Below are 15,856 nucleotides of genomic sequence, written 5' to 3'. Positions count from 1 at the left end.
ACGGAAAGTGTGTAGTCGAGAAAGATTAAGTTTTACAATGTTACATTGACTGATGTCCATTGTGGCACGGTATTTGCAAGAAATATTACAAGTGAAAATAAAGCGCTTTCTTTATTGTATGATCAGGGTTCGTCAGGGGGGAGAACAATTGAAGTAATAAATGGATGATAAACAGTGATGTTTTCCGACTATTCCACCTTATTCCAAGAAACATTGAGAGGAGTGAAGTCTGTTGAATAAACGGTGGCATAAATATTATCCAGAATGAGTCACACGCAATGAAATAACGATTCCTGAATGGACAATTATTGATTTACTTGATCAATCTGCAAAAAAATATCCAGGGAAAATTGCAGTGATAGACGGGGAACGACCATTGACTTTTAAAATTGGTCGATTAGCAACCGTTTAGCTGCAGCGATGCACCAGAGGGGTTTCAGGAGAGGTGAAAAATCCTTCGTCAAAGTTTAAAAGAAGAACCTTTGCAAGAACCATTATGAAGTTTTTGATGACTAAAAATATTGAATTCCAAGGGGATGAGGGCCGATGCGTTGGGTAATATTAGGATTCTTGTTTTTTCTCTACATTATTAATTATGCGGATAAAGCAATCGCAGGGTACGCTGCAGTAGAAATAACGAATGACTTTTCCTTAACGCCCACACAATGGGGCTTAGTAGGGAGCAGCTTTTTCTGGTCCTTCGCTTTAGCAAATATATTTGGAAGCGGTTTAGCTGATCGCTTCGGTACAAAAAGGATGCTGTCTATCATGGCATTAAGCTGGACGATTCTTCAATTTGGAGTTTATTTCATCACTAGTCTAGAGATGCTGATTGTCTATCGAATTCTTTTAGGAATATTTGAAGGTCCATTTTTCGCAACAGCTATCACACATTTAAATAGATGGTTCAAACCGGAATCACGCGGTTTGTCTACTTCGATTTTAAACTTTGGGGCGACAGTCGGCGGATTAATTAGTGCCCCTGTATTAGTGTATTTAATTGTCAATCATGGGTGGAGGTTCTCCTTTGCTTCTCTAGGTTTTCTTAGTCTAGTCTGGGCAATTCTATGGTTGATTTTTGGCAAGGACGCCCCAAAGGATGGAAGCTATGTTGAAGTCAAGGTCCAAAAGGAAAAGCCGAAATTCAAATGGGCAGATATGAGTAAAGTACTGCTTTCTATCCATTTTCTCATTCCATTGTTCGCATCGTTTGCCGTTTATTGGTATATCTCATGGAATCAAGTTTGGATGCCGTCGTTCCTTGTCCAATCCGTAGGCGTTTCACCAACTCAAATGGGCTATTTTGCCGCTCTGATCGGATTAACAGCCGGATTGTTCACGATCGGGCTTGCCATGTTTTCGGATTATTTGTTTAAGAAGAATGGCAGTTACAAAATTTCCCGTGTCGTTGTACTGGGGTTTCATTGATCATTGGTGCAGGTTTGTTTTATTCATTGACTCAATTCCGCAATGTCGCTTGGATTCTTATAGCATTTATTATTGGTAAAGGTTTGCTCAATGCGACCTTTACATTGGGACCACATATTGTGAGCAAGTTGATGCCCGAACGCGCCACGATGCTAATTGGCACATTTATTGGTGTAGGTACGATGGCTGGAGCTGTAGGGCCGCTTGTTAGCGGAAGCCTTGTGCAAATGGGTGGAGCTGATGTTGTTAAAGGCTATGATTATACGATTCTATTAATGGCTGGTTTTGCCCTGGCAGCAGGTCTCTTGCTGTTACTATTTACTAACCCTGATAAATTTGCGAAGAAGAACGCTGCCATCCGTTTGGATGAAAGTGAGAATCCAGGGGTAAAGGGTTAAATTGTGAGGCAGTTGGTTGGAGCAGTTTTTGTATATGAAATAAAACTGTCTCCTTTAGTGGACATTGTCTCATTTACCGTCCATATAAGGAACGTTTTACTTGAGAATATACCCGAAAAGAGTGGGTTTCTTACCCGCTCTTGTTTTGGCATACTTTTTGCATTAAATATAAGTAAACGCTTGCAAGGAAAAGTATTTTTTTAAGAGAGAGGAGAACGCATTATGTTAAAAGGGATTCGTGTCATTGATTTTTCTCAGTACCTTCCAGCTCCTCATACAACATTGAGACTTGCAGATTTAGGAGCGGAGGTAATTAAGGTGGAATCACCAACTGGAGATCCATCGAGAGCGCCATCAGGCAAAGAGGATATGGGATACGTTTTTTTAGCACAAAACCGCAATAAAAAGAGTGTTGCGCTGAATTTAAAAGAAGAAGCCGACCGAGATGCTGCCTTACAGTTAATTGCAAGTGCTGATATTGTCATAGAAAGCTATCGGCCAGGTGTTGCTGACCGCCTTGGTATTGGATATGAGGATGCTTTAAAAGTTAAAAAAGATATTATTTATTGCTCCTTATCAGGGTATGGCGGAACAGAAGTAATGCGTCATTTAGGCGGTCATGATTTAAATTATTTAGCAATAAGCGGGCTGCTTTCACAGCTCAAGGATGAAAACGGCCGCCCTATTCAGCCGGGGACACAGCTAGCTGACTTTATTGGAGGTATCACTGCAAGTGAGGCCATTCTTGGTGCGCTTGTTAATAAGGAAAGAACAGGAGAGCCCAGTTATTTGGATGTTTCCCTTACTGATTCCGTCTTGCCGCTTATGTCGAACCACATTCTAATTGAAAGTCTTACTGGGGAACAGAATGGTGTAGCAAAACTTGGCGGTAAACATGTTTGTTACTTTATTTATGAGACGAAAGATGGTCGATATGTGAGTTTGGGTGCATTGGAGCTTAAGTTTTGGAGAAATTTTTGCTATGGCTTACACAAAGAATCATGGCTGACAGAGCATTATTCCTTAGCTTCAGATGAAAATCCAATTTTTACAGAAATGAAAGCAGTATTTGCCAGTCGTACATTAGATGAGTGGGCACAATTCTCGTTGGAAGTCGATTGCTGTTTAGCGCCTATTCTGGAAACGGCAGAAGTGGTTAAGCATCCATTGTTCAAAAGCCGTCAATTCATATTCAACGAAGAGGGTGTCAACTATACATCTACAAGGTTCACTGAGGAAGCACAAGAATTCACCCGAGCGCCACAACTTGATCAGCATGCAAATGAATTAAAGCAAACAAAGTAAAAATAAATTAACGAAACGAGTTTTCATCAAAGGGAGGAAAGGAAATGAAAGGGATTATTTCTTATGGGGCTTACATACCTTACAATCGCCTGCAAAGGAAGAAGATCGGTGAATTTTTTAATAAACCCGTTTTTGGTGGAGAAAAAGCAATCGCTGGCTATGATGAAGACAGTGTGTCAATGGGAGTCGAGTCTGCTATCGATTGTCTGGCTGAAATGGAAGCAACAAACATTGATCGCATCTACTATACAACCACAAGCGCACCTTACAAGGAAAAAGGATCGGTGTCTACGATTACAGCTGCCTTGAATCTGACCGCAAATATTCATGCAATTGAAGCTGCCTCATCTTTAAGGAGCGGTACTTCCGCTATTATGGCAGCAAATGAATCTGAAAAAACATTAGTCATTACAGCTGATTGCCGCATAGGCGCACCGACTGGTCAAAATGAACAATGGTTCGGAGATGGGGCAGCCTCATTTTTGATTGGATCAGGTGAAGATGTCATCGCTGAAATTGTGGACTCAGGTACGGTTCAAGGTGAAATCATTACTGCGTGGCGAAGTCAAGGTGATAGCTTTACACAAGACTGGGAAGAAAGATTAGGAACAACTGTCTTTCTTGATCAAGTGAAATCGAATGTTCAGCCATTTCTAGAGAAGAATAACTTAACAGCAGATGCTCTAACAAAGGTGATTATCTCAGGACCGGGGACACGTGCGCATACTGCAGCAGCACGATCATTAGGCCTCCAGACACATCAAATTCAAGATCCGCTGTTTGATAAAGTTGGGCGGACAGGAAATGCACATGCCCCAATGATGATGGTCTCTGCTTTAGAGTCAGCTCAGCCAAATGACCAACTGTTGATCATCAACTTTGCTGAAGGGCTTGATATGATTCTATTAAAAGTAACAGAAGCCATCACACAGCTCACACAGCGGAAAGGTGTAAAAGGCTATCTCGAAAGAAAGAGTGATAAGGTCACTTATAGTGATTATTTGAAATGGAGAAATCTCATAGAAACAGAGCCGCCAAGAAGACCTGATACCGATCGGCCCTCAGCTCCTGCTTTGTATAGAGGGTATCGTCAGAATCTCTCTTTCACTGGGTCAAAATGTAAAAGCTGCGGGACACCGCAATTTCCAAAGCAGCGAGTGTGTGTACAATGCCAGGCAAAAGATGAAATGGAGGATTATCGCTTTGTTGGTCAATCAGCTAAAGTAACAACCTTCACGCTCGATCATTTAGCTGCTTCTCCAGCACCCCCGATGATTGTTGCCGTTATTGATTTTGAAAAAGGCGGGCGAATCATCTGTGAGGTCACGGATTGCAATCCAAAGGAAATAAAGATCGGGATGAATGTAGAAATGACTTTTAGGAGATTATCCGAAGCTGGCGGCATCAGCAACTATTTTTGGAAAGCAAGGCCGATAAGGCAGAAGGAGAGTAGCTGAGATGAGTAAAAAAGGGATAACAGATAAGGTAGCTGTAATCGGAATGGGTTGTACCCGATTTGCCGAGCATTGGGATAAAAGTGTCGATGATTTATTAGTGGAAGCTGCTTATGAAGCATTTACGGATGCAGGGATTGAGCCTTCAGATGTTGAGGCCGCTTGGCTTGGAACAATGATATCAGGCTATGCAGGCATTACTCTCTCAGGTCCTTTAAAAACACAATTCATTCCCGTAACAAGAGTGGAAAATATGTGTGCCACAGGGTCAGAGGCGTTTAGAAATGCATGTTATGCAGTAGCATCCGGGGCATATGACATCGTGCTTGCAATTGGAGTGGAAAAATTAAAGGATTCAGGGTATAGCGGATTAAATGCACCGAGACCAGCTAGTGATGGCACATCACCAAATATTTCTGCACCTGCCTCCTTTTCATTCTTAGCACCGGCCTACTATAACAAGTACGGGCTATCTGACGAGCAAGGCAGGGAAGTACTGTCAAAAATTGCATGGAAAAACCATTATAATGGCTCATTAAATCCGAAAGCACAATATAGAAATGAAGTATCGATGGAGAAAATCACGAAATCTCCTATGGTGGCAGCTCCATTAGGAATTATGGATTGTTCGGGAGTAGCAGATGGGGCAGCGGCAGCGATTATCGTTAGGTCAGAAGATGCCCAAAAATATAGAAAAGATCCAATGTATGTAAAAGCGCTTTCCATTGCTGCAGGTCCAGGAGATGGGAAGCTGCGACAAGATTATGATTTTACTACTTTCAAAGAGAATGTTGCGGCTGCACAAGCTGCCTATAAGCAAGCTGGCATACAAAATCCGCGTAAAGAGATTGATATGGCTGAAGTGCATGACTGTTTTACTCCTACTGAATTGGTTATCTATGAAGATTTAGGTTTCAGTGAAAGAGGTCAGGGCTGGAAAGATGTTTTAAAGGGTGTATTTGAATTAGGCGGGGAGCTGCCTATTAATCCAGATGGCGGACTAAAATCATTTGGACATCCGATAGGAGCAAGCGGACTTAGAATGCTCTATGAAATGTACTTGCAATTTCAAGGGAAGGCTGGAAAACGGCAATTGGATGATCCAAAAATTGGCTTGACCCATAATCTAGGAGGCACGCCGATGCAATGTGTATCCTTTATTTCAATTGTAGGCAAAGAAATTTCATAAAATATGAGGAGTGAGGTACATCGCAGCTGTATTGGAAGAGAAGATTGGCATTAAATTAAAATCGCTCTCATTTAAAGTGGAAAGCGGAAAAATCCCAACTAGTGCCCGAAAGAGTCAATTATGAGTAAAAGGGGTAACTAGATCGCCCAACTAGTGCCCGAAAGAGTCAATTATGAGTAAAAGGGGTAACTAGATCGCTCAACTAGTGCCCGAAAGAGTCAATTATGAGTAAAAGGGGTAACTAGATTGCCCAACTAGTGCCTGGCATTATCAATCTTGAAGCAGTAAGGGAACTACTTCAAACATCAAACCACAATACACAAAAAATACACGTCAGAATTAATCTCAGACGTGTATTTTCTTTGATTAAACTAAGTTTTCAAATGAAGTAAGGGCTATCCATATACGATTAGCTCAAGTTCGCTATCATTCAAAGAATATCCAACTTCCGCAACTTTTTATAAAATTGTGATCTGCTAATTCCTAATAGTTTAGCAGCAGCTGTGCGATTTCCATTGGTTTGATTTAATGCGAAGGTAATTGTGTCCTTCTCTGCATTGTCCATATTCAACTTATAAAAATCAGATATGGACACTTGTTCAACATTGGTTTTTTTAAGAGCAGGAGGCTCGGAAGATTGATTGATTTTCTGTTTTTGGATATATTCCGGAAGATGCTCGATTTCCAACACATCACTTTCGATTGCATTCAATGCTCGTTCAACAGCATTTTCTAATTCGCGCACATTACCAGGCCATTGATACATAGATAAAGCCATTAAAACAGTTTTACTTAGATGGACATTGCCTAACCCCATTAAGTGACATAATTTTTTCGTTATTGATTTGGCAAGCAATGGTATATCATGAGCTCGTTCACGTAACGGCGGGATATTGAGGACGATTACGTTTAATCTATAAAATAAATCCTCTCTGAATTCATTTTTTGCGACCATTTCAGTTAAATTCTTATTGGTGGCTGCGATTATGCGAACATTGACATTGATCGTTTCGTTACCGCCAACTCTCTCAAACTCTTTCTCTTGTAAAACCCTAAGCAGCTTAACCTGCATTAATAAAGGCATATCGCCAATTTCATCTAAAAATAGGGTGCCATTATGAGCTAGCTCAAATTTACCCGGCTTTCCGCCCTTTTTTGCCCCGGTAAAGGCTCCATCTGCATAGCCAAAAAACTCAGATTCCCATAATTCCTCAGGGATGGCAGCACAGTTCACCTTAATGAACTTTCCAGTACGATGGGATGCGTTATGGATGCCCCTTGCAAAAAGCTCTTTACCTGTGCCGCTTTCACCTAATAAGAGGACGTTTGAAAATCCAGAAGCAGACTGTCTGGCAAAGTGCTTCAATTTCTTTAACTCTGGATCTTGTGTAATAATATCGTCCAAATCAAAAGGAGTTCCGCCTATTAATGATAACTCTCCTCGATAAAAAGACACCTCTTTCTCTAGGTCTGTTAAAGTTTTAATCACGCTTTTCCATTTATTTAAATCTTTATATATAATCTTTGCAATCGTTCCAACTCGTTGATGGTCTTTAAAGATTGGCGTCTTCTGAACTAGACATTTGCGTTTTTCGATGATCATGGCCTCTAGCTTCTCACCTTGGAAATCATCATTTAGCGCTTCTTCTAAATGAATTTCAGGAATGGCCAACTTAACGGATCGTCCTAAAAGCTGCTGCTTTGGTTTTTTTGTAAAATCCATAGCTGCTTCATTAATCATATCAATTTTTCCTGTTTGATCGATGACGATGTAGGCGTCGTTTGTTGTGTTTAAAACGGTTTGCAATGTTCTCTCCAGCCTTTTTGTGATCTCCAATTCCTTAGCAATTTCTTCATAATCTGTTAAATCGGAAATCAAGATAATGCCCCCCCAGTATTTGCTTTCCCGGGATAGAGATTTATATTTTACTAAAAGCTTTTTATGATCAATGGTAATACGTTGAAGTGGGATATCAGTCATTTGCGGATTATCACTTTTAAATTCTATTAGATCAGGGAATATTTCCGAAAAGTGATGGCCGATGCTGTAATCTCTTTTGATGTTGCACATGGATTCGGCCGCATGATTAGCAACGAGAATTCGCCCTTTGTAATCTAAGGCCAGAATGCCTGTTTGCATGTGCTGAAAGAGAGATTCTAAAGAATAACCATACGTATCACTTCGTGTTTTATAGGCTTGAATAATGTTTTTCGTGTCTAAAACGCCGCTTACTCTATTATCAGCTGAAAGTACTACAGCTTGGCCAACCTGTTTTTCTAGGAGAAAGGAACGTACTTCTGTTAAATCGTCCGTTTCATATACAGTAATCGTATTTTTTATGATGTAGGGTAGGATAGGTTCATCTATGGAAGCGTTTTCCGAAAGGGCTTTAAATATCGCGGAAGGTGTCAACGCACCGACAAACAAATTTTGTTCATCCATGACAGGGAGAATCCATATTTTATCTTTTCTGAATATTTTAACTGCATCAAGGATCGTATGTTGGTCGGTTAATTTAGGAACATGCCTATTCATATAATTACTAACCGTCTGCGTAAAGGAATTTTTTATAAGCATATCTTCACCCCGTTGTTTTGTATTTAATATGAGACATTATATGTATTCTCCATAATACAACAAATTCCTTTATGTATTTAAATACACTTGTTTTGAAAAATTGTGTGTAATAAGAAACACTGTCTACAAAAAAACACAGAAATAGATAGATAAAATACCATGAATCGCCTGAAATCAGCGTTTGTTTGTGTTGGCATGTTATTTGCATCATATTATATTAAACAATTGGATAGTCATATGTTGAATCATCGATCACTTGGGCATTTCCTGATTAAAGTAATTGTTAGAAGGGAGAATCGAAAATAAGTGAGTATACCAAACTTAGCTCATCAATTATTAATTGGAGAAGCGTTGAAATATGCAGCCCACAGGTCACCTGAACGAACGGCATTTGCTTTTGAAAATGAAAGTTTAACATATAGGGGATTAATGGAACGTGCCGATCATTTGGCAAGATGGCTGAGGGATCATGAAATTGGCAAGGATGAGAAAATTGGCTGTTTGTTTAAGAATGGTTTGTCGTTTGTAGAAGTTTACTTTGGTGTGAGTTTATCGGAGGGTGTGCTCGTACCAGTCAATTTTCGCCTGGTACCGAATGAAATCGAATATATCTTAAACCATTCGGATGTCAAAATCCTTTTTATCGAAGAAGAATTATTAAGCCAGATAGAGCCTATCATTGCAGAGCTAACAAAGATTGAATTAGTGGTAATAGTAGGAACTGCTCAAAAGCATTTTCATAAAAATATGATTAACTATGATTCGATTTATAATGCTGCCGTCAGCATCAGTGAAATTAAAGGACAAAAGGATGATGATGCCCATGTTATCATCTATACTTCAGGGACGACGGGAAGACCAAAGGGAGCGGTACTTACTCATAAAAACCTCTACATAAATGGTATGAACAAGTGCTATCATGGCCAGAACAAGCGCGGAACAAAACTTTTACTCATCCCACCGCTTTTTCATGTAGCTGCCTTATCTCTACTGGTCTCGAATTGCATGATGGAAGGTACGATAGTGATTCACCGAGATTTTCAACCAGAGAAAATTTTGCAAACGATAGAAAAAGAAGAGATTAACTCAATGTTTCTGGTTCCTGCTATGTGGAATATGCTTCTCCAAGTCCCCAATTTGCAACAATATCGGTTAGATTCTATTAACAGCTGTTCAACTGGAGGGGCCATTTGTCCGCTGGAGTTGAAGAAAAAAATTATGGATACCTTTGAAAATGCCGGTCTGCACGAAGCGTTTGGACAAACGGAAATGAGTCCATCCACGACCTATTTGTCAGGTGAGGAATCAATCCATGCTAACAAGGCAGAATCCGTCGGGAAGCCATCGTTAAATGTGAGAGTGAGAGTAGTAGATGACGAGATGAATGATGTACCCGTTGGGGAAGTGGGAGAGATCATCTATCAAGGTCCGACAATGATGAAGGAATATTATAAAAATCCTGAAGCGACAGCAGAAGCTTTCAAAGGTGGCTGGTTCCATAGCGAAGATTTAGTGCGCATGGATGAAGAAGGCTATATTTATGTCGTCGATCGGAAAAAAGATATGATCATTAGCGGTGGAGAAAACATCTATCCTAAAGAGTTAGAAGAAGTTTTATACACGCATCCGTCCATATTGGAAGCGGCTGTTGTCGGCATACCAGACCCGAAATGGGGCGAAACAGTAAAGGCTTATATTGTTCTAAAAAAAGGAGCGCAATTATCCGCAGAAGAGGTCATCTCTTTTAGTCAAACCAAGATAGCCTCATATAAAAAACCTAGAGTAATAGAATTTTTGGAAGCGTTGCCACGAAACGCTACAGGTAAGGTATTAAAAACTGTTTTGCGTGCTGATGTTTTAATAAATAATAGAAAAGAAGGATGATGAGAAATGGGAAAACTAGATGGAAAAGTAGCAATTGTAACGGGTTCAGGTAGGGGAATAGGCAGGGAGGTTGCTCTCCTTTTAGCAAAGGAAGGCGCTAGTATAGTTGTCAATGATTTAGGAGGCGGTTCTGACGGCAATGGCAATGATACGCAGGTGGCGGATGAAGTGGTAGCAGAAATAAAGGCATTCGGCGGTTCTGCAGTCGCTAACGGTCAATCAGTAACTGAACTGGAGAATGCGCAGAACATAGTAAATACCGCTGTTAAAGAATTTGGGAAAATTGATATTATTGTTAATAATGCAGGCATCTTGCGGGATCGGATGCTGTTTAAAATGAGTGAAGAGGAATGGGATGCGGTCATAGCGGTGCATCTTAAAGGCTCGTTTAACATGACTAGGGCAGCTTCGCCATTTTTTAAAGAACAGAAAAGCGGAAGGTTCATTAATTTCACCTCCACTTCAGGGTTAATCGGCAATATCGGGCAGGCAAACTATGCTGCTGCAAAGCTGGGGATAGTAGGCTTAAATAAGATTACAGCATTAGATATGGCCAGATATAATGTAACAGCCAATGCGGTTGCACCGTTTGCATGGAGCCGGTTAATCGGATCCATTCCAACTGATACAGATAAAGAGAAAGATCGAGTTGGAAAGTTGAAAAAGCTTTCTCCAGCGCATATTGCACCGCTTGTCGCTTTCTTAAGCTCAGATGAAGCGGATGATGTGTCAGGTCAAATCTTTGGGGTGAGAGGTAAGGAAATCATGGTCTTCTCTCAGCCACGTCCAGTGCGCTCTGTTTACAGAGAAGAAGGCTGGTCGATTGAGAGTTTAAGCGAAATGAAAGGCTCGTTGCAATCCAGCTTCACTCCACTTGAAGTAAGTGCGGATGTATTTCCTTATGAACCGCTTGTCTAACAGCTGAAGGAGTTGAATGAAGATGATTAATACTGATGTTTTATCAAAGCTATCCCTTTATGAGTTATTACAGCAAACCGTTCAGGAATTTCCAGAAACAATCGCAGTCATTGATGGTCCTATGCAGCTTACTTATGAAGAATTAAAGGAGGCTGTAGATTCATTTGCATCCGTTCTTTTTAAACAGGGACTTAAAAAGGGTGATCGCGTTGGATTAATGCTTCCGAATTGCATTCATTATATCGTTTCATATTATGCAGTTCAGCGTTTGGGTGGGGTAATTGTACAGGTCAATCCGCAATATCAAACATTTGAATTGGCATACATTTTAGATGACGCTGCACCAGCATGGTTTATCTGCGAGAGAAAGCAGCGGGATAAAGTTGTGCTGGTCCAGGCTTTCAACGATGTGCATGTGATTTATACAAAAGATGAAAACGATAAGGATCAGGTTTTTCAAAGGACAGAAAAGATGGAGCTCCCTCCGATTGATATAGAGACAAAGGAAGATGTCGCTGTCATTCAATATACCGGCGGGACGACTGGCCAGTCTAAAGGTGTAATGCTTACTCATTTTAATATTGTGTGCAATATTCATCAATCTGGAGCTGCCTTTGCAGACGCACTTATAAAAGGGGAAGAAAGAATTCTTGGGGTGGCACCACTAACGCACGCCATGTCCATGACAAATATGAGCAATACCGTTAGACTTGCTTCCACCTTTATTATTCTTGAAAAATTTATTGCGACTAAAGTCATTCAGCTCATTCGTAAATATAAGCCAACGATGATGCTGGGTTCCCCAACCATGTATATTGCATTATTGAATCATCCCGACCTGCAGCATGATGATTTATCTTGCTTTAAAGTCTGTATATCCGGTTCAGCACCGATTCCAGCACAGGTCTTGAAAAGTCTTGAAGAAAAATCAGGAGCGAATATTTTTGAAGGATTCGGTCTTTCTGAGGCAACAACATCCACACATCGGACACCGCTAAACGGTAAAAGGAAAATAGGCAGCGTCGGTTCACCAATTGCTTTAACTGAAGCGAAAATCGTGGATGAACTAACAGGCATGACAGAACTGCCTCCTGGTGAAAAAGGGGAATTAATTATCAAAGGTCCACAAGTCATGAAAGGCTATTGGAATAAGCCTAATGAGACAGATTTAGTCATTCGCGATGGATGGTTATATACAGGAGATATCGCTGTCCGCGATGAAGAAGACTATTATTTTATCGTTGGCAGAAAAAAAGACATGGTTATTGCCGGTGGTTTAAATATCTATCCAGCTGAGGTGGAGGAAGTGATTTATCAGCATCCTTCAGTAGCTGAAGCTTGTACATTTGGAGTGCCGGATCCATATTTAGGTGAGAAATTATATGCAGTCGTTATTTTAAAAGAAGGCGCATCGTTATCAGCGGAAGAATTAGCCAAGTGGTGTGAAGACAAAATTGCCCGTTATAAGGTGCCGCGTGTAATCGAATTCCGCGATGCGCTTCCAAAGACAATCGTAGGAAAAATACTAAGGCGCAAGCTTGTAGATGAGTTTACTGAAAAAGCAAAATCTTAAACCATTTTCCTAAAATAGAGGTGTTGATATGAAAGGGAAGACAGTGATTGTAACCGGTGGAGGAAGCGGAATAGGCAAAGCGATGGCGAGGAAGTTTGCTGACCAAGGTGCCAATGTAGTTCTTACTGGGCGCAATGGAGAGAAATTAGCTGGGGCACAGAAAGATATAGAACAATTTGATGGCCAGGTTTTAACTTTTCAGATGGATGTGAGAAATCCCGAGAATGTGCAGGAGATGGTGAAAGTCACAAAGGATGCATTCCAGAATATTGATACATTGATAAATAATGCAGCAGGCAATTTTATTTGTGCAGCGGAGGATCTCTCCATTAATGGCTGGAATTCTGTCATTGATATCGTATTAAATGGAACATGGTATTGCTCTCAAACTGTAGGAAAGGATTGGATTGCATCAGGTCAAAGTGGAAGCATTCTAAATATAGCTGCTACGTATGCCTGGGGTGCTGGGGTTGGAACAATTCACTCTGCAAGTGCAAAAGCAGGCGTGCTTGCGATGACCCGTACACTGGCAGTAGAGTGGGGCAAGAAGTATGGAATCCGAGCGAATGCGATTGCCCCAGGACCTATTGAAGATACAGAAGGAGTAGCAAGACTGGTTGCAACACCTGAAGCAATGGAAAGAGCAATAAAGTCCATTCCATTAAGCCGTTTAGGCAAGGTTGAAGAAATTGCTCACTTGGCATACCTACTGTCTACACCAGAATTAAGCTATATCAATGGCGAATGCATCACGATGGATGGAGGCAAATGGTTAAATAATCAAACGAGGGATATATAGGTGCTAGGTTCCTTATAAGAATAGAGGTACAGGAAAAACTATTTTGTTTTTCCTGTACCTCTATTTTGTTTTGATTTTGTTTAGTGACGATAGGGTTACGACTCCCTTTTCGGATAAAGGAGAAAGCTTTATGCTACAGTTTTGCAGTGGAGGCTAAAATCGCTCATATATTATCCTTTTTTTCTTAAAACACATTACCTTTGAACTGATTTTCTTTCATCCATGTTAAGACTTAGTCGTTTTTATCAAAACAGAAAACTCATAACAGTGATATATACTTAATTTTCAGAAATATTGAATTGAATTTGATTCTAACTCTAACTCGTGTGCATAGAGGGTTATTAACTAATTAATTTCCTTTTTAAGCATTCTTAAGCACTAATTGATTATTTGTTCTTTATTACGATTAACTCATATTACATAACTCGACAACTTCACTTCGTTTTATTAGGTAAAGTATGTAACGAGACGAGGTTTTCAACATGATTAACACTACTTGAAATATATTGTGAGGTGAAGATTTTCTATTTGTGTTTGTTGGAAGTTACCATTATCGATTCATGGAGGGGAAAAACTTGAAAAGGGAAAGAAAAAACACTTTCCGATGGATCAACATCCTGATGATTGCTTTCTTAATCGTCTCAATGATGTTTTCTAGTGTCGGATCAGCAGAAGGTAAAAAGCAAGTGGAAAGTCCATTAATAACAAAATCTGCAACTGAAGCAACCGGGGATAAAATTAGTAAATCTTTAACTAAAGAATTTGATAAAAAAGATAAAATTACCTTTTTAATTAAATTTAAAGAAAAAGCAAATCCTGCTGCTTCTGCTAAGAAAGCTGAAAAAGCAGCTTCAACCCAAAAACAAACAGCTGCACAAGCAATATACATGAAAAGATCTGCAATCATTGCAGATTTAAAAACAACAGCGATTGAAGCTCAAGGCGAGGTCACTGATTTCGTTGAAAAACAAGAGGAATCTGGCCAAGTCACAGGCATTCAGTCCTTTTATATTGTGAATGCAATGGCTGTTACTGCAACTGAAGAAGTGATGGAGAAAATCGCCGCATTCCCGGAAGTGGAAAAAATTCTTCCGAATAAAACCATGCAGCTTCATACACCTGCTAAGACAGAGGAAGCTTCTAATGTTAAAAAAGCTGGAGGAACCAATTCTATTGAATGGAATATTGATCATATAGGAGCACCCGCTGTATGGGAAATGGGCATTGATGGTTCTGGTACCGTCGTAGCCTCGATTGATTCAGGCGTTCAAGGGATCATCCGGCATTAAAGGAAAAGTATCGTGGCTTCTCTAGTGATAAAGCTTTCGGAACTAAACTTGCTGGGAATTATGAAAACCGCGGCGGTTGGGTTTAGTATTGCCGCTTATTACTTGATTCTAGGTGGATCAGCGGGAAGAATGCGTCCCGTCCCTTGGTTAATCGGAGGTGCAGCAGGTTTAATCCTACTAATGGGCGCACGTCCAATCGCAGAAAGCATTGACGGGAACGTGCAATTTCAGTTCATTCAAACGCTGTTAAATATGCTTTAAAGGGGAGATAGCGAATGATGTCAATTCTTATAACGATCATTTGCTTTCAACGTTTGGTTTCCTTGCATTAAGGTGAAATCGGTTTGTTTCCCCTTTGTTCTTTGGTTGCGCGTTGTAGCCTTGTGTCAAGGCGTAGGCTTCGGCAAAGGGGTACTTGTGGAACTCTTGAATCCCCTCAATGCCGCAATTCTTAAATCCGACTTCAATCACGGCGCTTCCTCCTTTCTTGTTCTTTTGACACGACATCCATCTCAGCTTTTCCTTCTCGAAAATACTTGCCCATCAACTTGTTTTGAACAAAGGAAAGGAAAATAGACTCTCCAACGAGGCTCATTAGATGGATGAACATAGCACCGATAACTAGCGCCATAATCATCCATGTTGACAGGATAACCATGTTCTCCCCTCCTTATTTTCTTGGCCGATTAAAAACAAAAAAACCCGCTGAAAAGACGATCACTAAAGTGTGACATCCAGTGGTCGGATCGGTGTTGTAAAACAATTAAGAAAAGATGATATGATGTCCGTCTTTGAAATGGCAAACTGATTTTATGAGAAAAAAGAGCAAAGGTCCTTGATCCAAACCAGGCACAGGCAGTTATGTTCATAAAAATGGTCAACCAGAAATACCTGGCTGACCTTATAATACGAATGGGGAAGCATTCCTGTAATAACTGAAAATGCGAAAGACCTCTTGGTAAGATGAATGTGTCCTGAGCTGGCCAGCTAAAAAGGACAAAACATCTACTCGGAGGACTCACCATGAATTATAACCAAAAT

General features: G+C 40.4%; 14 protein-coding genes. 11 read left to right on the top strand and 3 right to left on the bottom strand.

The window, feature by feature from the left end:
- Positions 1-546 precede the first annotated feature (546 nt).
- From J2S17_RS10860 to J2S17_RS10840, 5 genes are all read left to right on the top strand, one after another.
- On the top strand, positions 547-1,428 hold the full coding sequence (locus J2S17_RS10860; RefSeq protein ID WP_307474715.1) for an MFS transporter: 882 nt from the start codon (positions 547-549) through the stop codon (positions 1,426-1,428).
- A 26-nt stretch (positions 1,429-1,454) separates the two neighbouring features.
- Positions 1,455-1,826 (top strand): MFS transporter, encoded by a 372-nt coding sequence (locus J2S17_RS10855; protein ID WP_307474713.1) that lies wholly within the window; start codon positions 1,455-1,457, stop codon positions 1,824-1,826.
- Between the two features lie 222 nt (positions 1,827-2,048).
- Positions 2,049-3,131: a CaiB/BaiF CoA transferase family protein gene (locus tag J2S17_RS10850; RefSeq protein WP_307474711.1), complete on the top strand. Its 1,083-nt coding sequence runs from the start codon at positions 2,049-2,051 to the stop codon at positions 3,129-3,131.
- Between the two features lie 44 nt (positions 3,132-3,175).
- Positions 3,176-4,588, top strand: a complete 1,413-nt coding sequence (locus J2S17_RS10845; protein WP_307474709.1) for an OB-fold domain-containing protein — start codon at positions 3,176-3,178, stop codon at positions 4,586-4,588.
- A gap of 1 nt (position 4,589) precedes the next feature.
- The gene (locus J2S17_RS10840; protein ID WP_307474707.1) at positions 4,590-5,774 is read left to right on the top strand and encodes an acetyl-CoA acetyltransferase; all 1,185 of its coding nucleotides are present in this window, start codon (positions 4,590-4,592) and stop codon (positions 5,772-5,774) included.
- Between the two features lie 430 nt (positions 5,775-6,204).
- Here the strand turns inward: J2S17_RS10840 and J2S17_RS10835 are convergent, their stop codons facing one another.
- Positions 6,205-8,352 carry a sigma-54-dependent Fis family transcriptional regulator gene (locus tag J2S17_RS10835; RefSeq protein ID WP_307474705.1) on the bottom strand — a complete coding sequence of 716 codons (2,148 nt, stop codon included), beginning with the start codon at positions 8,350-8,352 and terminating at the stop codon, positions 6,205-6,207.
- 306 nt (positions 8,353-8,658) lie between these two features.
- Here J2S17_RS10835 and J2S17_RS10830 point away from each other — a divergent pair, with 306 nt between their 5' ends.
- The 6 genes from J2S17_RS10830 (at position 8,659) to J2S17_RS10805 (ending at position 15,076) form a co-directional block, all read left to right on the top strand.
- On the top strand, positions 8,659-10,236 hold the full coding sequence (locus tag J2S17_RS10830; protein ID WP_307474703.1) for an acyl-CoA synthetase: 1,578 nt from the start codon (positions 8,659-8,661) through the stop codon (positions 10,234-10,236).
- A 6-nt stretch (positions 10,237-10,242) separates the two neighbouring features.
- Complete coding sequence (locus J2S17_RS10825) at positions 10,243-11,154, top strand: SDR family NAD(P)-dependent oxidoreductase (RefSeq protein ID WP_307474701.1); 912 nt, start codon at positions 10,243-10,245, stop codon at positions 11,152-11,154.
- A 22-nt stretch (positions 11,155-11,176) separates the two neighbouring features.
- Complete coding sequence (locus J2S17_RS10820) at positions 11,177-12,727, top strand: long-chain-fatty-acid--CoA ligase (protein WP_307474699.1); 1,551 nt, start codon at positions 11,177-11,179, stop codon at positions 12,725-12,727.
- Between the two features lie 28 nt (positions 12,728-12,755).
- Positions 12,756-13,526: a 2,4-dienoyl-CoA reductase gene (gene fadH, locus J2S17_RS10815; protein WP_307474697.1), complete on the top strand. Its 771-nt coding sequence runs from the start codon at positions 12,756-12,758 to the stop codon at positions 13,524-13,526.
- A gap of 575 nt (positions 13,527-14,101) precedes the next feature.
- Positions 14,102-14,815: a protease inhibitor I9 family protein gene (locus J2S17_RS10810; protein WP_307474695.1), complete on the top strand. Its 714-nt coding sequence runs from the start codon at positions 14,102-14,104 to the stop codon at positions 14,813-14,815.
- Between the two features lie 24 nt (positions 14,816-14,839).
- Complete coding sequence (locus tag J2S17_RS10805; protein ID WP_307474694.1) at positions 14,840-15,076, top strand: hypothetical protein; 237 nt, start codon at positions 14,840-14,842, stop codon at positions 15,074-15,076.
- Positions 15,077-15,112: 36 nt separating this feature from the next.
- Here J2S17_RS10805 and J2S17_RS10800 read toward each other — a convergent pair whose 3' ends face one another.
- Positions 15,113-15,286 carry a hypothetical protein gene (locus tag J2S17_RS10800; protein ID WP_307474692.1) on the bottom strand — a complete coding sequence of 58 codons (174 nt, stop codon included), beginning with the start codon at positions 15,284-15,286 and terminating at the stop codon, positions 15,113-15,115.
- On the bottom strand, positions 15,279-15,473 hold the full coding sequence (locus J2S17_RS10795; RefSeq protein WP_307474690.1) for a hypothetical protein: 195 nt from the start codon (positions 15,471-15,473) through the stop codon (positions 15,279-15,281). Before J2S17_RS10795 ends, J2S17_RS10800 begins: the two co-directional genes overlap by 8 nt.
- Between the last annotated feature and the right edge of the window lie 383 nt (positions 15,474-15,856).

It is taken from the genome of Cytobacillus purgationiresistens, assembly GCF_030813235.1.
In the GTDB taxonomy this organism is placed as follows: Bacteria; Bacillota; Bacilli; order Bacillales; family Cytobacillaceae; genus Cytobacillus; species Cytobacillus purgationiresistens.
Note: the sequence above shows the minus strand (reverse complement) of the source record. Positions and strands in the feature narration are given on the sequence as shown.

What these genes read in the sequence shown, in the direction of transcription:
- J2S17_RS10860 (WP_307474715.1), top strand. Translation starts at nt 547, where the DNA reads ATGCGTTGGGTAATATTAGGATTCTTGTTTTTTCTCTACATTATTAAT.
- J2S17_RS10850 (WP_307474711.1), top strand. Translation starts at nt 2,049, where the DNA reads ATGTTAAAAGGGATTCGTGTCATTGATTTTTCTCAGTACCTTCCAGCT.
- J2S17_RS10845 (WP_307474709.1), top strand. Translation starts at nt 3,176, where the DNA reads ATGAAAGGGATTATTTCTTATGGGGCTTACATACCTTACAATCGCCTG.
- J2S17_RS10840 (WP_307474707.1), top strand. Translation starts at nt 4,590, where the DNA reads ATGAGTAAAAAAGGGATAACAGATAAGGTAGCTGTAATCGGAATGGGT.
- J2S17_RS10835 (WP_307474705.1), bottom strand. Translation starts at nt 8,352, where the DNA reads ATGCTTATAAAAAATTCCTTTACGCAGACGGTTAGTAATTATATGAAT.
- J2S17_RS10825 (WP_307474701.1), top strand. Translation starts at nt 10,243, where the DNA reads ATGGGAAAACTAGATGGAAAAGTAGCAATTGTAACGGGTTCAGGTAGG.
- J2S17_RS10820 (WP_307474699.1), top strand. Translation starts at nt 11,177, where the DNA reads ATGATTAATACTGATGTTTTATCAAAGCTATCCCTTTATGAGTTATTA.
- fadH (WP_307474697.1), top strand. Translation starts at nt 12,756, where the DNA reads ATGAAAGGGAAGACAGTGATTGTAACCGGTGGAGGAAGCGGAATAGGC.
- J2S17_RS10795 (WP_307474690.1), bottom strand. Translation starts at nt 15,473, where the DNA reads ATGGTTATCCTGTCAACATGGATGATTATGGCGCTAGTTATCGGTGCT.